Genomic DNA, 18865 nt, shown 5'->3' with positions numbered 1-18865 from the left:
GGAAGCTCCGATATCTAGTTGTTCAAACGATGGAGGTTCAAAAATGCCAATCAATATTCAAAGCAGCGTCGGATCTGGTGGCGCTAACAAGCCTGATGATATTCGCGCCGTGAAGGAAAGATTAATTGAATTGGGTTTCGATTGGCTGGCCGATGAGGACGACATTGAGCGCGTCGACCAGTTGGCGATCGATACGATCAAGCTCTTCCAGACTATCAAGCAGGGACTCAACACCATCACCGGCGACGGAAGAGTCGATGTTAACGGAGACACGCTCAAATGGCTCCAGGCTTCCAACGCGCCTCGCTGGCAGACGATGCCAGCGGGCTCTCGGGCGGAGGGTTTCATCAACGACGAATTAGCCGATCACTCAGACAATCACGACTTCGGTACCAACTGGCTCGCCGACACGCTTCGAGACGCGGGCGCAAAATACAAAGCGGATTTCCTGAGCTTGCACCCAACTGCAGCCGTCCTGTCGATCAACGACACGAGCCTTCCAAGAGGAGGCTTCACCAGAGCGCACGCGACTCACCAAAGCGGACTCGCGTCAGACATCCGGCTTCCTCGCAAAGACGGAAGAGTCGGCGGAATCACCGTAGCAGCCGCGGCGTACGACAGAAGTGCAATGAGGGCGATGCTAAAAGCTTTTCTGGCGCAGCCGCTTGCCAAACGCGTGCTCCTGAACGATTCCGTGCTTATTGCGGAGCGCCTTTGCAGCCACGCCGCCGGCCACGACAATCACGCGCACTTTGAGGTCAAGCCGCCCGCGCGCGTGATGGGAACTTGAATATCAATCAGCACTGGGAGACGCATGCTCGCCACGGCGAAAGCCCGCCAATGCCTTAAGGTCGAATTAGATCTGCGAGTGCTTTGGGCGGCGAAGGAGACGCGTAGATGAACACCGAAGACTCCTGATGGATCTCGTTCTGTAACGAACCCTTCCCGAGCATCCCACTCTGAAACCGGCCAGCCAACGATACCGGCTTTCGGCCTGAAACGTTTTCGCGCGATTGGCCATTCTAGGCTGGATAGGAATTAACAGAGGGCCGTTTTTGTGAGATGAGCACGGCGCCGTTCAAAGCGAGGTCGCGGCTCCGAAAAACTCAAGCTGCCGTATGACCCGGCGGTGGAGCGTATTCACTACATCGCGCCCCAAGCAAGTCCGGCCCATCGACCGGACACAAAATGGAGGAGCTAATGATCAATATCAATGCGCTGGACAACATCATTGCGGTCGTTGTGGTGATTCTGCTGTTGAGCTTAATAGTGCAGTCCATCCAATCGGTGCTCAAGAAAGCATTAAAGATCAAGTCGCGCCAAATTGAAGACTCGCTTCTAGACTTGTTCGAGAACGTAGTCAACTTCAATCCTCCTGCCGTAGAGTCGCCAACCTCCATAAGCGGCAAACTGCGAGCATGGCTACAGCGAATCTTCGGCTCGTCTCCGATACTCCGGAAGGTCTATCAAATCCTAACCCGTCGCCCGCATCCGAACGACCCGTCTGCGCACCCGAGTCCCGACGTCAAAAAACTCTTCGACGAAGTGATCAAGGGATTCGAAGAGATCGGCCGCGTAGCGCAAACCGGCAAACGAATGCTGGACTCGATTTCCAAAGAGGACTTGAAGAAGGTCATGAGTAAGGTCCTACCCGATTCACTGCTGGGCGGCTTCACGGCAAAATTGACAGCGGCCTTCGGCGAAATCACCGATCTGGAAAGCGCGATCAACACGATCAACAAAAACCATCTCGGCAATCTGAGCGGCGATGCCAACGCCAAGTTTGCCGCGCTGCAACAAGGACTCGCTCCATTGCTCAATGACCTTCGCTCCGTCTTTGCCGGTTCTTCCACGCTTGTTATCGGGAGTGTACTGCACCTGCGCGACATCGACTTGTCGGATGTGCTGACAACCCTCGGAGAAGTCCAAAAGAAAGTAGCGGAGGATCTGGACACCGCAAAGAAAGCAACGGCGGCGGCTGGAATCATTGCAAATCTACAGGCGCTGTCGGATGCGCTAGGACAGATCTCGGCGTCACTGGCCAAACTGAACTCGAGATTGGACGAGGCAGTGGCGCCGCTGCGAACTAAGCTCGGCGAGGTTGAGACATGGTACGACACCGTGACGCAGAGCTTCGAGGAACGTTACACACGCGGCATGAAGACCTGGGCAATAGTGATCAGCTTTCTTGTCGTCGCTTACCTCAATGCGAGCGTTTTCGAAGTCTACAAAAATGTCGTGAACAATGATTCCTTACGGAACCAGCTCGTGCAGGTGGGCGAAGAGCGCACAAAGGCCAACGCAGGCGCTAAAGACAAGGTCACTAAAACTACGGAAGACGCGACGAAGGCCGCCGAAAAAGCGAAAAAGGCGAAAGAAGAAGCAGACGCGAAGGCAAACGCAGGTACCCAGGACGCGACAGCGGCAAAAGCAGCAAAGGAAAAAGCAGACGAAGAGAAGGCAGAGGCAGACAGCGCAGCCGCTGCTGCGACGGCCGCGGAAAAGGTGACAACTGAAAGTATCAAACAAGACATAGCGGAGATTCGCAAGGAGGTTGCAAAGCTGAGCGGCTTCGGGTTTCAACCGCTAACTTGGCAAGGCGTTAAAGAGAGATTCAACAAGGATCTCTGGTTTAATAAGGGTCGACCTGATCAAAAGGAAGAGCCGGACTGGGGAGGGTGGCTTAGCAGGCGCAGAGACGACTTCCTGACACTCGCCGGGTGGATAGTGATGACTTTCTTGCTGAGCGTCGGTGCGCCGTTCTGGGAAGACACTTTGGAGTCGCTGTTCGGCGTTAAGAACCTGCTGCGCAAGGGATCGAAAACAAGAAATGTAGAGACCGAAAGCGGAGCGGGACAGACAAAGCCGTAAACAGGTTTATTCTCACACCGCCGCCACGACTTGGAGAATGTAGCGGAGCCAACGACCGATGATTGATAAAGTCATCAGTTCCGTCTGGAGTAAGCGGATGACCGCTACTCTGACGAGCGCCTCGAAGCGATGAATTGCCCGAGGCTCATCAGAGAATCGAAATGATTACCCTGGGAGGATAAGCCCGAAGCAACGCCTCATCCTCCGAGCGTTATCATCTCGATCTTGTGATGAGCCTTTGGCTGATAGCCCTCGGGGGAATTCATCGCTGCGAGGCGGTCGTCGGAGTAGCGGTCGGTTCGCTTGCTCCATACCGAACTGATCACCTCTATCAATTGTTCGTCGGTTGCGCCGCTTCGCATCAGCGATTTCAAATCGTGGCCGGCATCTGAGAAAAGACAAGTCACTAACTTGCCGTCGGCGGTCAGGCGGGCGCGGGTGCAACTCGAGCAGAACGGTTCCGTCACTGACGCGATAACTCCAACGTCGCCGATGCCGTCGGTGAATTCGTAATCAACCGACGGGGCCGTGCCGTTGTCGCGGCCGACTTCTCGAAGCGGGTAGCGAGCGGTGATCTTCTCGAGAATCTCTTTCTTCGACACTATCTTTTCCGAGATCCAGTTGTTCGCGTTGCCGACGTCCATGTACTCGATGAACCGCATCGCGAAGCCGTGCTCTCGCGCGAACTCGACCAGCGGGATGATGTCGTCCTCGTTCATGCCTCGCTCGATTACCGCGTTGACCTTGATCGGATCAAGACCCAGCTTCTTTGCAGCGAAGATGCCGTCGAGCACCTTCCTCAAATCGCCGCGCTTGGTTATCTGCTTGAACTTTTCGGGATCGAGCGTGTCGATGCTTACGTTTATGCGCTTCAGCCCGGCCGCCGCGAGATCTTCGATTTGCTCCGACAGCAACGAAGCGTTTGTCGTCAGGCAAAGATCGCGAACGCCTGCGAGGCCCGAGAGCATTCCAACAAGTCTGTGAAGATCCTTGCGGACGAGCGGCTCGCCGCCGGTGATTCTGATCTTCTCGACTCCCAGCCCGGCGAACAGACGCGCGAGGCGGGCGATCTCTTCGAAGCTGAGGATCTCGCTCCGATCGATCCACACGTATTCCTCCAGCGGCATGCAGTACGTGCAGCGATAGTTGCACCTGTCGGTGACCGAAATCCTCAGGTCCTTAATAGGCCGGTTGTAAGCGTCTCGCAACGCCGGGCGCTCCAACTGCGAGCTTTGATCTGACAAACTCGATGACCTCCTCGCTGATGAATCGATCTTCTTCCTTGACCGTAAAGCACGGTTTGTTCTTCTGCATCTCTCGCGCCAGCAAAGCAGTGTTAGCCAAGACGGGTGAGTGGTCCGGTCTGCTGACCAATATGTAGGCGTCGCTCAGCTCGAACATCTGCTGAGCCGAGAGCTTGAAATCCGGATTCGAAGTATCCAGCACCTGAAGATAAAGCTGCGGAGTGATAAACCTGCGCAAGCTGTTGCTCTCGACGATTATGAACTCGTCGCCTTCGATCTTCTCGCGGAACGCAGGCAGCGCGGCGGCCAAGTCGCCTTGTTTTGTGCGCACCCACAGTGAACGTCGAGCGCCTGCTGCAAGAAAGCGCGCGGTGTCGGTGCCCGTGTCCTTGCGACGTTCCTCGGTGATCGAGAATAGATGCTCGCTCACCGCGCAGCCGCAAGCTTCACCGTTTACCGAACAGATGCCGTGACCGAACTGCGTGATCTTCACGGCCGTCCAGTTGAACTCGGGGAGCGCGCGGATGATGCCCGCGACGACCGAAGTCTTGCCTAGATTGCGCGTGTGACCGCCTACCATCACCAGTTTCATAGTCATCACCGACCGCCGTTATTCTAGCGTATTCCGCTTAGAAAGCGCATGGAGTTCAGGTCTTAGCCTGGTCTTGCGTAGGAGGAGAAGAGTACTGCCAGGCTAAAGCCTGAACCCCATGCGCTTTCTGCAACTTAGCCTCCTAGCCCGGTTGTGCGTCGGACGATGAATGTACTACCAGGCTAAAGCCTGAACTCCATGCTCTTTTTCCATGCGTTTTTGCCACCCAGGCTTTGGCCTGCGTGTGTTTGATGGTTTGAAACTTCCGGCTTCCCAGTCTATCTTGATTGCCTTATGCCGGCGCGAGACGATGCATGGAATCTGCTCTGCGAATATACAAAGGGTGAATCGCTGCGGAAGCACGCTCTGGCGGTAGAAGCCGTGATGAGAACATACGCTCGGCGTTTGGGCGAGGACGAAGACAAATGGGGATTGACCGGAATGCTGCACGATTTCGATTATGAGATGTACCCAAATCCTCCGGATCATCCCATGAAAGGTTCTGAGATCCTCCAAGAGCGCGGCTACAGCGATGAGCTCCGGAGGGCGATTCTCGGGCACGCGAACTACACCGGCGTTCCGCGCGACTCTCTGCTCGCGCGCGGGCTTTATGCGCGCGACGAACTAACCGGCTTCATCGTCGCGTGCGCGCTCGTGCGGCCGAACGGCATCTGGGACCTTGAATCAAAGTCGGTGAAGAAAAAACTCAAGGACAAAGCATTCGCACGCACGGTCAATCGCGATGAGGTGTATGAAGGCGCCGAGGAGCTGGCTGTGGACCTTGGCGAGCACATCGACTTCATTATCGCTTCGCTGCGGGAGGTAGCTTCCGATGTTGGTCTGAAGCAACCAGGTGACGACTCGGTGAAGCCGGCGCGCAACCTATTGGGGCAAACCTGAGCGACATGAGCATTAGGGATGATGATTAAGCGCAATCAGAAAACTCGATACACGTTTTTCGGCTCCGTTCTTGGCGTTGCGTTGCTGCTGTGTGCCGCACGGTTGCCGATCGCGAGTGCGTTGGGTATCGAGACGCTGGGCAACTATACGCCTTGGGAGACACCAGGCGAAACGCCGCCCAAATTGGCAACCGAGGCATTGAGACGAGCTGAAGAGCTGCGCCGAAAGTGGAACCTCGACTCCGCCGAAGCTGCGTTCCATGAAGCTAAGGCACTGGAGCCGGCGAGTCTGGATGCAGCAGTGGGGCTGGCTCGCATTGCACGGGCCAGGCTCGAGTACGCACGCGCGATCAGCCTGCTCGACAAAGCGGCCAGAGAGCATCCGAACTCAGCAGATGTGCTCAACGAATACGGCTCGGTCTATCTCGCCGCGGAAGAGCCGGCCCGAGCGCGGCGCTACTTTGAAAGCGCACTCAATCTCCCGGCATCGAAGATGGCGTCAATCATCGGACTGGCGGGGGTGGATTTGCTCGAAGGGAATTACGTTCACGCGACCGAGAGCCTCCGCGAGTGTCTGGCGCGAGAACCGCAAAACAGCCACGCGCACGCGATGCTTGCTCGCGTGCTGCTGGAGAGCAAAAAGGAGTCTGAAGCATCCGAGGAAGCCGGGCGCGCCGTCGCGCTGGACGCTTACAGCGTTGACGCGCTGTATCTGCTCGCGTGTGTGAAGTCGAGTGAGCGGAAGGCCGACGAAGCCCGCTCATTGGCGCGGCGCGTAGTCGCGCTGGATCCGTTCAACGTTGGCGGGCGCCGCGTGTTGTCGCAGTATCTCGACGGTCAAACGGGCTACCGGCAAAGCGTGTCCCAACAAGCGCGTGCGCATTACCTGAACGGCCGGCTGCTGAAGCAAGAAGGAGAACTCACAAAGGCAGTTGCGGAGTTCGAGGCCGCGCTGTGCATCGAGCCGCGATACTACGGCGCGTTGATCGGCCTTGCCGATGTATGGTTGAGGCAAGGTGAGTGCGAGCGAGCGGCCGTCGCGGCGAAGCTTGCCACGGCGGTGGATCCTGATGGCGCACTCGCTCATCTGGAACTCAGTTGCGCCTATCGGGGCATCAACGAGCGGGCGCGGATAGAGATAGGAGCGACTGATTTCGCGGCGGTGTTTTATGGGCGGCCCGCGCCTCCTGCTTACGCGCTCACGCGAGAAATCTTCCCGAACTATAGTTCGCTAACCAGGAGTCAGCAGGCAGTGATTGATCTAGCGGTTGCGCCGCTCTCAGGTTTTCTGCCGAAGCTCGCGCGCAAGAAGGCGCGTCACTACTTGCTCTCATTCGATCAACGGCCGGGGGACCTGCGCGGCTTCGCTGACGTGGCCGGCGAGAAAACCTTCGATGGCCGCTACTACGCGAGCATTCGAGGGGTGGGAGGCCGAGTCACTGTTTCGGGCATCGAGTACCTGGAGCAGGCGGCGCGTGGCGGCTTCAACACTATCGCGCACGAGTTCGCGCATCAGGTTCACATCGCCGTTATGGGAACGGGCGAAGTGAAAGAGATTCGCAGGCTATACGAGCGAGCCCGGCGTGAAGGTCGAACACTGGACTACTACGCAGCGGCAAACGAATACGAGTACTTCGCTCAGGGTTACGAAGCCTTCATTTCGGACCGCAAACGGCCCTCCGCGGGAGTGACCGGGCGGCACACCAATCGCGAGTTGTTGACGGGCGATCCTGAGTTGTACAAGTTTCTGCTTAGACTGACTGGCAGTTCGGCTGCGACGCCGGGGACTTGAAGGTCGCGAGCAGTTCTGATTGCTTGACAAGAAATATTGCTGCGTGCCACTATGCAGGCTGCGCTTTTCCCGTGAGTCGTGGTCAGCAACTCCGACTGCTTCACACGCATCCCAGAGTTGCACTAAATTCAGCATAACACGACGGTATTGCGGAGATTCCTTTAACGATTCGCTTGGAGTCAAACATTTCAGGAGGAGTATCGTCTGATGAAAAGATCAATAATAATGATGGCAGCTCTCACGTTTTCGCTGGCGCTGTTTGTGCCCCTCGCTTCGGCGAAGATGATGCTGCCGGTGCCGGTCTCGCAGGACCCCACACCCGAAGAGGCTGCGGCCTACAAGGCGTGGTTTGAAGCGAACAACACCAAGGACTACCCCAAGGCGATGGAACTGGCCAAGGCATACTTGGAGAAGTTCTCTAGCGGCAAGTATGCGGAGTATCTCAAGACTAAGTGGGTTCCACAGGTCCGCGGAATGATGTTCCAGGAGGCGGCCAAGGCGAAGAATATCGCTGAGATAGTTCGCATCGGCAAAGAGGTGCTCGCGGGAGACCCGGACAATCTCGACTATCTGTCGGCGATGGTTGTCCAGATACGGACGAACGAATTGTCCGCCACCCCGGCAAATTACGCGCACTCTGCCGAGGCAGCCGATTTTGCCGAGCGCGCCATTCGCCTTATCGAAGCGGGCAAGGTGCCGACCGGCGCCGGCCCGGCCTTCAACAAGAACGTAACGCTTGCTTACATGCATGGGACGCTGGCCATTGTCTACGAGCACGACAAGAACATCGACAAGACGCTGGCGGAGTATGAAAAGGCAGGGGTGCTTGAGCCTTCGAATCCGACGTTCTTCTTCCACTGCGGCAGGATTCACAACGATAAATACGCTGCCGCCGCTCAAAAGTATCAGGCGATACCAGAAGCGGATCGCGACGCTGCCGACCCCAAACCTGAGGTAAAGGCCGCGCTGGAAGTAGTGAACAAAGAGGCTGACGGGGTAATAACCTGCTGGGCCCGATTCCTGGGGCTGACCGCGGACAAGAAGGATTACAGTGCCGACACGCGCGCGAAGATCCTTAAAGCGCTTACGGATCTATATAAGTACAGGCACAACGACTCGACCGATGGTCTGGACAAGCTGATCGATCAGAACAAGTCTACGCCACCCGCGAGCTCTGGCAACACGGTTTCCGTTGCGACGAAGCCTTGATCGGCCGGTTTACAAGAGGTACATCGCCTGCAATGAAGCCAGCCCCGCATTGGGCTGGCTTCTTGCGTTTCGGATCGCCGAGGAGCAAACACACGTCGGCGCCGTGGCCATACAGACTAGTAGAGTCTGTGCTCCTTAGGGTAACGGCTTCTCGCTCTTTGTGATATATTGTGAATGCGTTTGCGCCGATTAAAATGATTCTACTCGAACGCGAAAAACTGCTTTCTGAACTCGAGCAAAAGATCGGTTATTCATTCCGGTCGCGCGCCCTGCTGGATCGCGCTCTCACTCATCGCTCGTTCGCAAATGAGCACGCGGAAGAAAACTGCCAGCACAATGAAGCTCTGGAATTTTTAGGCGATTCTGTACTCGGCTTCGTTGTGAGCGCGTGGCTGCTCGAGCGCTTCCCCGATTTGTCGGAAGGTAAGCTGTCGAAGATGAAGGCCCACCTTGTCAGCGAGTCCAGACTCGTTGAGATCGCCGAAGAGCTGGATCTGGGCAGTTACATCCTGCTGAATCGCGGCGAAGAGAAAACTGGCGGCCGCCGGAAGCGCGCGCTGCTTGCCGACGCCTACGAGGCGCTGATAGGCGTGCTCTACGTCGACGGCGGAATTACAGTCGCCGAACGGTTCCTGCGCCGTGAGCTACGCCAGAAGCTGATGAGCATAGACCCGGCTTCGATGATCGGAGCAGACTACAAGTCGGCTTTGCAGGAGAAGCTGCAGGCGGCTGGCGGTCCAGGCCCGGACTACGCCGTAGTCGAGGTGCTGGGTCCGGACCACCGCAGGACTTTTCGCGTCGAGCTTCGCGTCGGCGGCCGGCCGGTCGCGACGGGGGAAGGGCACACTATCAAGCTCGCGCAACAGGAAGCTGCTCGCGGTGCGCTGGAATCTCCCGATGACCTCAGCATAGCCGTTGCACAGCAGAGAGCCGCCGTCGAGTACCACGGCGATGCTCGAGCCGGGGCCGGCGCGGCTCCAGCCTCGGAATCGTTCGGGGAAGAGTCCGCGTCATCACTTGAGAATTACGGCAATGACGAGGGGAAGGATGGAGGTGAGGTGTCCCCGGGGTTTGTCACTCAGGACGCGACCCCACAGAGTAACGAGCCGGGAGACGGTTCGCACGTTTCCCAGCTCGGACGCAACGCAACCGCGGAGCTCCCGGCTGAAACCGAGAGCGAGTATGAAGCATTGAGCGTTACCAATGACGTTTGATTGTGAACCTTTTTGGGCTTTGGGATAATCAAGTCTATGAGCGACCAGTTGGACTTAACGACACAAGAGGAAACGACTCAGGCGACTGAAAGAGAGGGTAGCAGCCGGATGCCGCCCCCTGAAATAAGAACGGTTGAAATGAGGAATCCGGACTCGCGCGCAGTTACTTTTAAGAAAAGCTTGCCGCGTGAGTATTTCGAGTCCGCAGTAGTGACGCTGGTAATGGCATTGTTCGGAATGACCTTCATCGTTCAAGCGGTCAAGGTACCGACCGGATCGATGAAGAATACAATCTGGATCCAGGACCACCTTCTGGTCAACAAGTTTGTTTTTGGGCCCGACCGCTGGAATATCCCTGTACTCCCCGAGCGGCAGATCAGACGCGGGGACATCGTAGTCTTCAAGTTTCCAAGAACGCCTGAGACAAACTTTGTAAAACGTGTTATCGGGCTTCCCGGTGAGACGGTCGAGTACGACTCGCGTTCTAACACTATTTACATCAACGGACAGCAATTGCCCGAACGTCGAGTCTTCGTTGAGCCGCAGTACAACAACGACGACGCTTCGCCACTTGAGGCTGCGCGGAGCGACGCCGATGAGCAAGGAGCCCAGTGGACGGTCTACTATTACCAAAACGATGAAGAAAGCGTCGCGTCAACCTTCAACGACGAGAGCGCCAAGTACGGCACCAGGCAACCATTCAAAGTACCAGTGAAAGGTGAACCGGTGCCGGATGAGATCAGAAGCGATCCGCAGCTCCAGCGGATCTACGATTCGGACAACGATGGCCGATATGACAGCGACCAGTACTTCTGCATGGGAGACAACCGCGACAATAGCCTCGATAGCCGATTTTGGGGGACGGTTCCCCGCAGCAGCATAGTCGGACGCGCTATGTTCGTGTATTGGTCAATCGACCGCACCAACGATGGTGAAACCGGCTCGAATCCGGTGCTGGATTTCTTCACCAAGACTCGGTGGTCGCGCACCGGCAAGTTCATAAAGTAGCATCGACTTTCAGTCTGTTGTGGACGGGCGCAAAGTAAAGCCAATATTACTTCAGCCTATGCCTGATCCTGACAACGTCGAACCCTTCGACGCTCGACTCAAGAACCTGCGTCTAGGCATAAGCGACCTTGGGCAACAGGTCGACTCCTACAAGGCCAAGACCGCCGCGGCTCTCGGCGGAGGAGTATTCTTGCTGTTATTGGCGGCCGGCGCGGCCTATGATCTGGCCCTTCGTAGGGGCGGAGCACGGCTGACGCTCGGGGTGACTCGCGAAACTCTGATTTGGATCGTTAGCGTGGTTGGAGGCGCCGCCATCGCCTTGCTGTTGTTGGCGTTTGTGCGGGTAAGACGGCGTGATATTGAACTCGATGCCAGACTCGATCAGATGGAGCAGGAGTACGCGGAATTGCTTGAGCGCAGAGACGCCGTTGCGCGAAGCCGGTCTTGATCAACTCACGCCGATCCTCATAGCGAGCCACACGAATGACAATGGGCGTAGGCGCCTTGAGGGAGGTCACGCACCGCCTCAACGACTTCCGTAGCCCCGCTATGACTTCAGTTTTTCTTTGAGCATTTGGTCGGCGGCTTCCTTGCCTGCAGTCTTGTGGATGCTGACTATGCGTCGGCTCGTTTCGGCGACCCCGTCATGGATAACTGCGCAGATCTGGTAGGGGCTATAGCCTCGACCCATGAACTCGACGAACAACGGAATGAGTGCCTGGTCGGCGCGTTCCTTTAGTTCGAGCCCGTCCTGGGTGTAATGATATGGTGATTCTCTTTCTACGAGCACTCGTTCATCTGGACTGTTCATACCGGTCCTCCGACTAATCTTCAAGAGGTTAAGCGATTCGCGCACGGCGCTTTATGCGCAGACCTATATTGTGCCAGATAAAACCCGGCGATGCTGCGTCTTATGCAGGAGCCGGACCAACGGCGCCAGGAACTGGCATTGTGTGGCAGTCCTCGCCGGTCACCAGCCGCTACCGTGGATTCATTGAAGAGGGATCGGTTGCTTCCTTGCCGAAGCTCAGGGTCAACAACCCGAAGGTTGCCGCTGCTGAGCAGCCCCAGCGCATTTCAGCGAATGCGCATCTAACCTGAAAACATACACCGACCAGTTCGGAGCGTGCCTGCCCATAATCGAGCTGACAATCGTTGACGCACACTGCAAGCGGACCGCCGTCAGGTATCTCAGGTTCTGAGTGTTTAGTTTTGCTCATGTTTTCCCTAGGAGGTTAGACGGAAAACATTGCGAAACTTATTCACTTTTTTCTTAAGTCGCAGAGGTATGCGAAGTTGGCCAGCTCCAAAGTTGCGTGCTAATGGGACCGATTGCTGACTGGTCGGCCGACTATGGCTTGAGCAAGCCTGTGGCGTTCTCTAGAATGGCGTCCTGGCTTCTGTGGGCGAAGGGATTCTTTCTTCACATGCTCAAATATGTGATTCATAACTGGGAACGCAAGCTCTCGCGTAGAGACAACAACCGGGTGGTAAGACCGTTTGAGTGTGGCGCCGATTCGCTCGAGCCGCGACAATTTACCGAGCCTGCAGATGCCCGGGAGCCTGACAAACTCGATGAGATCTTGAGATTTAACGAACGGGCAATTTCCAGAAGCGACCAGTTCTTCTCGGGGGAGATTGTGCCCACCTTCTCATTGGAAGACGGCTGGCTCACGTTTCAGAGCGCGGTAAAGACGCCGTTCGCTGAGAACAACACAGCATATGCGCGCTACTTTCCTGTGTCGGCGCAAACAGGCTCGCCGAATGGATCGCGCACTCATGAAGTCGCTCAGGCACGCGGGAGGGCTGTTGTAGTGCTGCCTCATTGGAACGCAAAGTCACAGGAGCACGTGGCCTTGTGTGAGTTGCTGAACCGGACCGGGATCGCGGCGCTCCGGTTGAGCCTGCCCTATCACGATCGGCGAATGCTACCCGGCTTCGAACGCGCCGACTACATGGTGAGCGCAAACCTCGGCCGCACGCTACAAGCAAATCGGCAGGCGGTGCTCGACACAAGAGCGGCAGTCCACTGGTTGGAGGCGCAGGGCTATGATCGGATCGGCATCGTTGGAACAAGCCTCGGTTCGTGCATTGCATTCTTGACGTTCGTTCACGAACAACGCATCCGCGTTGGCGTTTACAATCACGTTTCGAGCTATTTTGGGGACGTTGTGTGGGAAGGCTTGACTACCGCGCATGTTAGGCGGGGGCTTGAGGCGGCAATCACCCGCGAGCAGGTCCGGCGAGCCTGGCTGGCGATTAGCCCCAATTCCTATGTCAGCAGATTGGTTGGCGACGGGCGGCGTGGGCTTATGATCTCGGCCCGCTACGACCTGTCCTTCACGCCTGAGCTTTCGCGCTTGTTGTTTCAAGAATGCGATCGCCACGGCGTGAAGCTCGAGCGGGCCATAGTGCGATGCGGTCATTACACCCTGGGACGCGCGCCGTACAAGTACTACGCCGGCTACCTGCTGGCTAACTATTTCCGGCGGTATCTTTGAAGCCGAGTGAGGCCGCTCGAGATGGTTCGTTCGCGACCGAGGGGCTTAAGGCAGTCAAAGTGGAAGATGCTTTACTCCAAGAAACCTCAAAAATGGGTGCGTAGTGAAGCAGGAGGCTTAGCGTCTATCTTGATGCATCGTTTTAGCTCGTGCTACTATCGGGGTGATAAATGATTCTCATCGAGGTAACCGGGGAGTATGCCTATCTACAAATACACCTGTGAGAAGTGCGGCTCCCACGTCGAGGTCATTCAGAGAATAAGCGACGCCCCGCCCAAGCGATGCGAGAAGTGCGGCGGCAAGGTCAAGAAAGCGGTCTCTCGCACGAGCTTTCAACTCAAAGGCTCAGGTTGGTACGCGAGCGATTACTCGCGCAAGGACTCGCCTGCGAGCAAGGATCAAATGGAAAAGGGCGCCGATAAGAAATCCGAAAGCGTGCCCGATAAGACATCCGAAAGCGTGTCTAAGACCACGGCTTCCGGGGACAAAGATTAGCCTAGTGAAAATTGTCATCATCCAATCTCGAACTGAGTGCCGGCTTTCGGGCCGGCTTTTTCATTTGTGCTCATAGTGTCCCTGAGCCATCCTGCCGGCTGGACGACGAACCGGCAAAGGGCCCGGATGACTGAATTGAAGGCAACAAAACGGAGTCGCATGTTTCTCTTGAGTATTTATCGCGAGCATCTAAACTGGTCGTGGCATAACCGGGGGTTGATTGAGATCGAGCGCAAGCGGCTAGGCGTCTGTCGTTCTTTCCTCTGGAGTGGCAAAGCTGGCCGTCACTCCTTGCGTCAAAAACCAACTTCGCAGAAGCAGAGAGCATCTTAGAATTGGACGCTTACAAACTATTTGGGCGGGTGGCCCGTATTAAGAACAGGAAAGGAGTTAAAGATGGCTAGCTTCCGGGATCCGGCGAGAACGTTTGAACCGATTGAGGTCATCGAGCGGCTCCTTGAGATAACGGATTACCTCGGACACGAGCCGGTGCTCTATATCTCGTCGAGCAATGACCTGGCAACATATTTGGATTCTTTTGGCTTTGATATCTACAGCCTGACCGCTGATACTAACGCCGCGTTTGCAGCGACGTCTCGCAGCGTTCTAATCCTCCCGAATGGGAGTCGGTCGCACGATAGTCTGACTGCCCACTAAGGAAGGCAGAGTAAAATGAAAAAGGCAAAAGTGAAACCCGCTCACTTTTGCCTTTTTCATTTTTACTCTGCCTATTCTGCCTTCTATCCTCGCTTTTGTCCTTTCCTGACCTCGGCCGCTGGATTCTGTAATTCAAGAAGATCGCTCCGCAGAAGCTCGGCCAGTCGTACATCTCCGCTGCTCACTACCTTGCGTTTCGACACAGCGGCTCGTCCGAAAACCGGCAGAGGCGCCAGTTGTCCTGCCTTCCGTGCTCGAAGCGCGGTTCGGTAGCGCGACTCGCGCGGGTTGATCTCGTATGCGGCACGGAAGTGCTCCTGGGCTAGCAGCAGATTCTCCTGTCGGAGATAAATCAGTCCGAGATGATAGAGAGCCGCGTCGAATTTCGGATCCATTTCGACACAACGCTGCAAGTGGCGCACGGCAACTTCGGTTCGACCTTCTTCGAGATAAGCGCGGCCAACCAGGTAGTACATCTCAGGGGTCGGCTTCAAGATTAGCGCACGCTTCAGGTGCGTGAGCGCTTCACGGACTCTACCCTCGCTGACAAGAATGCGCCCAAGCCCGTAGTGCGCGGCGAACGAATTCCTTCGGATCTTCAACGCACGGCCCAGATGTCGCTTGGCCGAATCGAGATCGCCGCCATCGCCGCAGATCACCCCGAGCATCAACCGAGCAGGGTAGTTATCGGCTTCCTTCTGGATGGCCCGCTCGAGATAAGCACGGGCAAGGACGGGCTTGTTGAAGCGGAAAAAGTGCTCACCAACAAAGAGGGTAAGAGGGACGTTTGCCGGGTCAAGCACCAGCGCCTTCTCGAAGTAACGAATGCCGCGTTTTGCGTTGCCTTCGAGGACAAGGTCGGCGCCCGTGTCCAGCAATCGCGCGAACAGATCGAAGTTTTCACCACCAAAGCCGCCAAGCATGCGCTCGATGCGCTTATCGAACTGCTCTTGCTCGCTCGCCTCTTCGTAGTGCTCTGCTATGCGGTCGCGCCACAACGTCTCGAGCTTTCCGCCTTCAACCGCGCCGCGTTCAGACAGATGCTCGACCAGCGCGTCGAGCATCGCGTGGTCGTAGAGACCGCTGGTGGCCTGGCGATGAACAAGGTCCAGCACCAGCTCCAGCCTGTCTTGCGCGCGCTCCAGTTGAGATTCCAGCGAGCTGATGCGTTCCAGCAGATGCTCTTCGAGGGTCGGCCTCAGGAGGCTATCGACGCCGCCATAAGCCGAGGCTGTCGGAGTGTTGGTTATTATCAACAAGTGAGCGTCGCAGACTAGACACGTCTCACGGTTGTACGGATTTTCATGAGTGCATTGCTGACAGAGTATCATTTCTTATTAATTCTTATTAAGACAACACCTGTTCAAAGTTTATCGCAGCCCTGAAACTGGCTCCCGCGGCCAGTTTCACGTGCGTTGCCCGTCACCTCCCGGAGCCGCTCAGTATTCATAGAACCCTTTGCCGGTCTTGCGGCCAAGCCATCCCGCATCGACGTACTTTTTTAGTAACGGGCATGGCCGATACTTGGAATCGTCGAAGCCATCATATAACACATTCATAATCGCGAGGCAAACATCCAACCCAATGAAGTCCCCAAGCTGAAGCGGACCCATCGGATGATTCATGCCGAGCTTGATTATCTGATCGATTGCTTCGGCTGTGCCGACGCCTTCCTGCAGCGCGAAGATCGCTTCATTTATCATCGGCATTAGCACTCGGTTGGAGATGAAACCGGGCGAATCGTTGACCGCGACCGGGGTCTTGCCCATTGTCTCGGCCAGTTGACGCGTCGCGTTGTAAGTCTCATCTGACGTGGCAATTCCGCGTATGATCTCAACCAGCTTCATCACCGGCACCGGATTCATGAAATGCATGCCGATGAAGCGATCGGGCCGCGACGTTGCGGCGGCAAGCTTCGTTATCGAAATCGAGCTGGTGTTGCTCGCCAATATCACGTCCGGGTTTACGAGCTGATCGAGCCTCCGGAAGATATCCAGCTTCACTGTTAGATTCTCGGTCACGGCCTCGACCACAAAATGCGCTTCGCCGAGTTCCGCGAGTTCCTTTGTCGGCTTGATTCGCGAGATTATCTGCTGCTCTTCTTCTGGGGTCAACCGTTGTTTTTCGACATCGCGTCGGAGGCTCTTCTCGATAGCGGAAAGGCCGCGGGCGAGGAACTCGTCCGCGACATCGTGCATTAACACCGATAGCCCGGCCCGCGCAGCAACCTGGGCGATCCCGTTCCCCATCGTTCCGGCGCCTACAACTCCGATCGTTTGGATCACGTCAACCTCCCGATACTTACTAGAAGTTCGCCAATAAAGTGCATTCGATTGAACATCCTGTGCGTATGAACAAGAGTGAGGAAGCTACGCGCGACGACACCATGTTAAGCGGCCGACCGTCTCGAAATCAAGATTAGCGGTGACTCGCTGATGATTCGCTAGCTGTGAAGTTCAGTCAGCGGCCTTGGCGAATACCAGTTCTTGTCAGGACCGTTTCAGCATATAATTGACAACGGTACACACGCGAACTCAGAAGCTGGAAGGAAAGGATCTCAAATGAGAAGAGCAGTTGTTTTGGCAATCCTCGTAGCAGTTACAATAAGCACGAGTGTGAAGTGGGGTTCAGCGCAGTCCGGGACTCGGGCTGGCGACCTGCTGGCAGTCCTGCCCGATGGCGGTGTTGTGGCTGTCATTGATTTTCAGAAGTTCGCGGGCAGCAGCCTCTGGGCGGCGGTCAACGCACAGGAGAAGCTGAAGAGCGCAATCGACAAGGCCCAGTCAGAAATGGCCGATCTTGGGGTGAAGTTGAGCGACGTGCATACCGTCGCGTTTGTATTTCCCACCGCTGGCATGAACAACCCCACCATCGCGATCACCGGCAGTTTCGACCAGAACGATCTGCTTGCGCGGCTGCGGGCAAGCACAAAGGTCAAGCTCACGTCTGAGAAGTACAAGGACTTCGATATTTACAAGGTCAGGTCGATTGCTGAAGCCGATCCGTCAAAGGACGCATCCCGGAACAACCCCGCCAGTACCAGCGTCGCCGGCAAGAAAGACGAGACAGCGTTTGTCTTTTACAACGTGAGTACGGTTGTGACCGGCAGTGTGGAAGCTGTTCGGGGTTCGATCGACGTGAAGACAGGCGCCAAGCCGAGCATCACCCAAAACGGAAAGCTGACGGACGCGCTCGCGCAGAATCCGGCAGCGGCCATCCGATTCGTTGTTGCGCTTACGCCTGCGATGACAAGCGGGCTGCAGTCGAGCGAATTGCCGATCCCTGATTTTTCTTCGATTAGTTTGATTTTCGGGACGATCGACGTCGCGTCAGGAATAGACCTCAATGCAACTTTGCGCAGCGACACTGCCGAACACGCGAAGTCGGTAGCCGAAAGGCTCAACGGTTTGCTGGGGATGGCCAGGGGCTTCCTGGGTGCTATGAGCGATCCGAAGATGACAACGATAGGTGAAGCGCTCAAGGCGGTGAACATTGTCAGCGCCGACGCCAATGTCAGGATCACCGGCAGCCTGCCGATGGATCTATTGAACAGTTTGTTCTCATCATCCGGCAAAAAAGGGCGATGACTACTTGAGGCGGGCGACAGCTTCCAAGCCTCGCCGCAGCTTCGCGGCGAGTCGGGTCTAGCCCGCGGGGTTTTTCGGGTCCCCTGTCTTGTCCCCCAGCTTGGATTCTCTCAGTAGTTCCTTGATCTCGAGAGCAAGGGCATCAAACTGGATGGGCTTGGTCGCAGCGCGATCGGCTCCCGCCTCAAGAGCCTCTTCGGCAACTCCATTTCCATAGGCCGTGATGGCCATAATTGGAATGCGCTTGCCGGCCGGCTGTTTGCGCAACCGCCTTATCATCTCGATGCCGCTCATGTGGGGCATGTTTATGTCCGTAATGATCAGGTCCGGGAGTTCCTCGGCAGCAGCCTTGAGCCCCATGCTGCCGTCTTCGGCGGTGACGACGGTAAAAGCCTCCAACTCTAGAAGCTTGGCCATCATCTCGCGGGTGTCATTGCTATCATCAACAACGAGTATTTTGTCTCCCACCGTTGCGTTTCCCCCTCAGAAGCTTCTACAGATGCAGGCCTGATGGCCATGCGATAAGCAGGTTGAAAGGATCTTGCGTATGTTTGGAGCAGCGGCCAGGCATAACCCTGAGCGCCTGAGCCGGCCCAGCAACTTGAAGAGGTTCACTGTAGACTGGAGTGCGCCGGAAAATTGGTGGCTCGGAAGTTCTCGCTCCAACACAAGGTTGGGCCCTTTTGAGGTCGTCCACTATGACTCTCCTTCAAGATCAAGCAGTCCAACCAAAGGGGTGCGCAGATTATATTTGAATTGAATTCCAGTGTCCACGACAAAACAATGAATGACGCGC

18 protein-coding genes are annotated in these 18865 nt (G+C 56.2%); 12 read left to right on the top strand and 6 right to left on the bottom strand.

Going from position 1 to position 18865, the window contains the following annotated elements; genetic code table 11:
• Nucleotides 1–43: 43 nt before the first annotated feature.
• Both AABO57_07265 and AABO57_07260 read left to right on the top strand, forming a co-directional pair.
• Nucleotides 44–790, top strand: coding sequence for a hypothetical protein (locus AABO57_07265; protein ID MEK6285523.1), 747 nt, complete (start codon nt 44–46; stop codon nt 788–790).
• Nucleotides 791–1200: 410 nt separating this feature from the next.
• Complete coding sequence (locus AABO57_07260; protein ID MEK6285522.1) at nt 1201–2871, top strand: hypothetical protein; 1671 nt, start codon at nt 1201–1203, stop codon at nt 2869–2871.
• Between the two features lie 197 nt (nt 2872–3068).
• Here the strand turns inward: AABO57_07260 and moaA are convergent, their stop codons facing one another.
• Both moaA and AABO57_07250 read right to left on the bottom strand, forming a co-directional pair.
• On the bottom strand, nt 3069–4115 hold the full coding sequence (gene moaA / locus AABO57_07255; GenBank protein MEK6285521.1) for a GTP 3',8-cyclase MoaA: 1047 nt from the start codon (nt 4113–4115) through the stop codon (nt 3069–3071).
• Nucleotides 4051–4713 carry a hypothetical protein gene (locus tag AABO57_07250; protein ID MEK6285520.1) on the bottom strand — a complete coding sequence of 221 codons (663 nt, stop codon included), beginning with the start codon at nt 4711–4713 and terminating at the stop codon, nt 4051–4053. Before AABO57_07250 ends, moaA begins: the two co-directional genes overlap by 65 nt.
• Nucleotides 4714–5001: 288 nt before the next feature.
• Between AABO57_07250 and AABO57_07245 the strand changes: the two genes are divergently transcribed.
• The 6 genes from AABO57_07245 (at nt 5002) to AABO57_07220 (ending at nt 11277) form a co-directional block, all read left to right on the top strand.
• Nucleotides 5002–5607, top strand: coding sequence for an HDIG domain-containing metalloprotein (locus tag AABO57_07245; protein MEK6285519.1), 606 nt, complete (start codon nt 5002–5004; stop codon nt 5605–5607).
• 18 nt (nt 5608–5625) lie between these two features.
• Nucleotides 5626–7398, top strand: coding sequence for a tetratricopeptide repeat protein (locus tag AABO57_07240; GenBank protein MEK6285518.1), 1773 nt, complete (start codon nt 5626–5628; stop codon nt 7396–7398).
• 207 nt (nt 7399–7605) lie between these two features.
• On the top strand, nt 7606–8607 hold the full coding sequence (locus AABO57_07235) for a hypothetical protein (protein MEK6285517.1): 1002 nt from the start codon (nt 7606–7608) through the stop codon (nt 8605–8607).
• Nucleotides 8608–8801: 194 nt separating this feature from the next.
• On the top strand, nt 8802–9821 hold the full coding sequence (rnc, locus tag AABO57_07230) for a ribonuclease III (protein ID MEK6285516.1): 1020 nt from the start codon (nt 8802–8804) through the stop codon (nt 9819–9821).
• A gap of 36 nt (nt 9822–9857) precedes the next feature.
• Nucleotides 9858–10829 (top strand): signal peptidase I, encoded by a 972-nt coding sequence (gene lepB / locus AABO57_07225; GenBank protein MEK6285515.1) that lies wholly within the window; start codon nt 9858–9860, stop codon nt 10827–10829.
• 58 nt (nt 10830–10887) lie between these two features.
• Nucleotides 10888–11277, top strand: a complete 390-nt coding sequence (locus AABO57_07220) for a hypothetical protein (GenBank protein MEK6285514.1) — start codon at nt 10888–10890, stop codon at nt 11275–11277.
• A gap of 99 nt (nt 11278–11376) precedes the next feature.
• On the opposite strand, the gene AABO57_07215 is transcribed toward AABO57_07220, so the two are convergent.
• Nucleotides 11377–11640 (bottom strand): hypothetical protein, encoded by a 264-nt coding sequence (locus AABO57_07215; protein MEK6285513.1) that lies wholly within the window; start codon nt 11638–11640, stop codon nt 11377–11379.
• A gap of 574 nt (nt 11641–12214) precedes the next feature.
• On the opposite strand from AABO57_07215, the gene AABO57_07210 reads away from it, so the two are divergent.
• The 3 genes from AABO57_07210 to AABO57_07200 all read left to right on the top strand — a co-directional run bounded on the left by AABO57_07210 (nt 12215) and on the right by AABO57_07200 (nt 14482).
• The gene (locus tag AABO57_07210; GenBank protein MEK6285512.1) at nt 12215–13330 is read left to right on the top strand and encodes a hypothetical protein; all 1116 of its coding nucleotides are present in this window, start codon (nt 12215–12217) and stop codon (nt 13328–13330) included.
• A gap of 198 nt (nt 13331–13528) precedes the next feature.
• Nucleotides 13529–13825: a zinc ribbon domain-containing protein gene (locus AABO57_07205; GenBank protein MEK6285511.1), complete on the top strand. Its 297-nt coding sequence runs from the start codon at nt 13529–13531 to the stop codon at nt 13823–13825.
• Between the two features lie 396 nt (nt 13826–14221).
• Nucleotides 14222–14482, top strand: coding sequence for a hypothetical protein (locus tag AABO57_07200; protein ID MEK6285510.1), 261 nt, complete (start codon nt 14222–14224; stop codon nt 14480–14482).
• 83 nt (nt 14483–14565) lie between these two features.
• Here AABO57_07200 and AABO57_07195 read toward each other — a convergent pair whose 3' ends face one another.
• Nucleotides 14566–15738 (bottom strand): tetratricopeptide repeat protein, encoded by a 1173-nt coding sequence (locus tag AABO57_07195; GenBank protein ID MEK6285509.1) that lies wholly within the window; start codon nt 15736–15738, stop codon nt 14566–14568.
• A 183-nt stretch (nt 15739–15921) separates the two neighbouring features.
• On the bottom strand, nt 15922–16764 hold the full coding sequence (locus AABO57_07190; GenBank protein MEK6285508.1) for a 3-hydroxybutyryl-CoA dehydrogenase: 843 nt from the start codon (nt 16762–16764) through the stop codon (nt 15922–15924).
• Nucleotides 16765–17043: 279 nt separating this feature from the next.
• Between AABO57_07190 and AABO57_07185 the strand changes: the two genes are divergently transcribed.
• Nucleotides 17044–18069 (top strand): hypothetical protein, encoded by a 1026-nt coding sequence (locus tag AABO57_07185; GenBank protein MEK6285507.1) that lies wholly within the window; start codon nt 17044–17046, stop codon nt 18067–18069.
• A gap of 57 nt (nt 18070–18126) precedes the next feature.
• Here the strand turns inward: AABO57_07185 and AABO57_07180 are convergent, their stop codons facing one another.
• Complete coding sequence (locus AABO57_07180) at nt 18127–18537, bottom strand: response regulator (GenBank protein ID MEK6285506.1); 411 nt, start codon at nt 18535–18537, stop codon at nt 18127–18129.
• Nucleotides 18538–18865: the final 328 nt, after the last annotated feature.

The organism is Acidobacteriota bacterium, assembly GCA_038040445.1.
GTDB classification, from domain to species: domain Bacteria; phylum Acidobacteriota; class Blastocatellia; order UBA7656; family UBA7656; genus Onstottus_A; species Onstottus_A frigus.
Note: the sequence above shows the minus strand (reverse complement) of the source record. Positions and strands in the feature narration are given on the sequence as shown.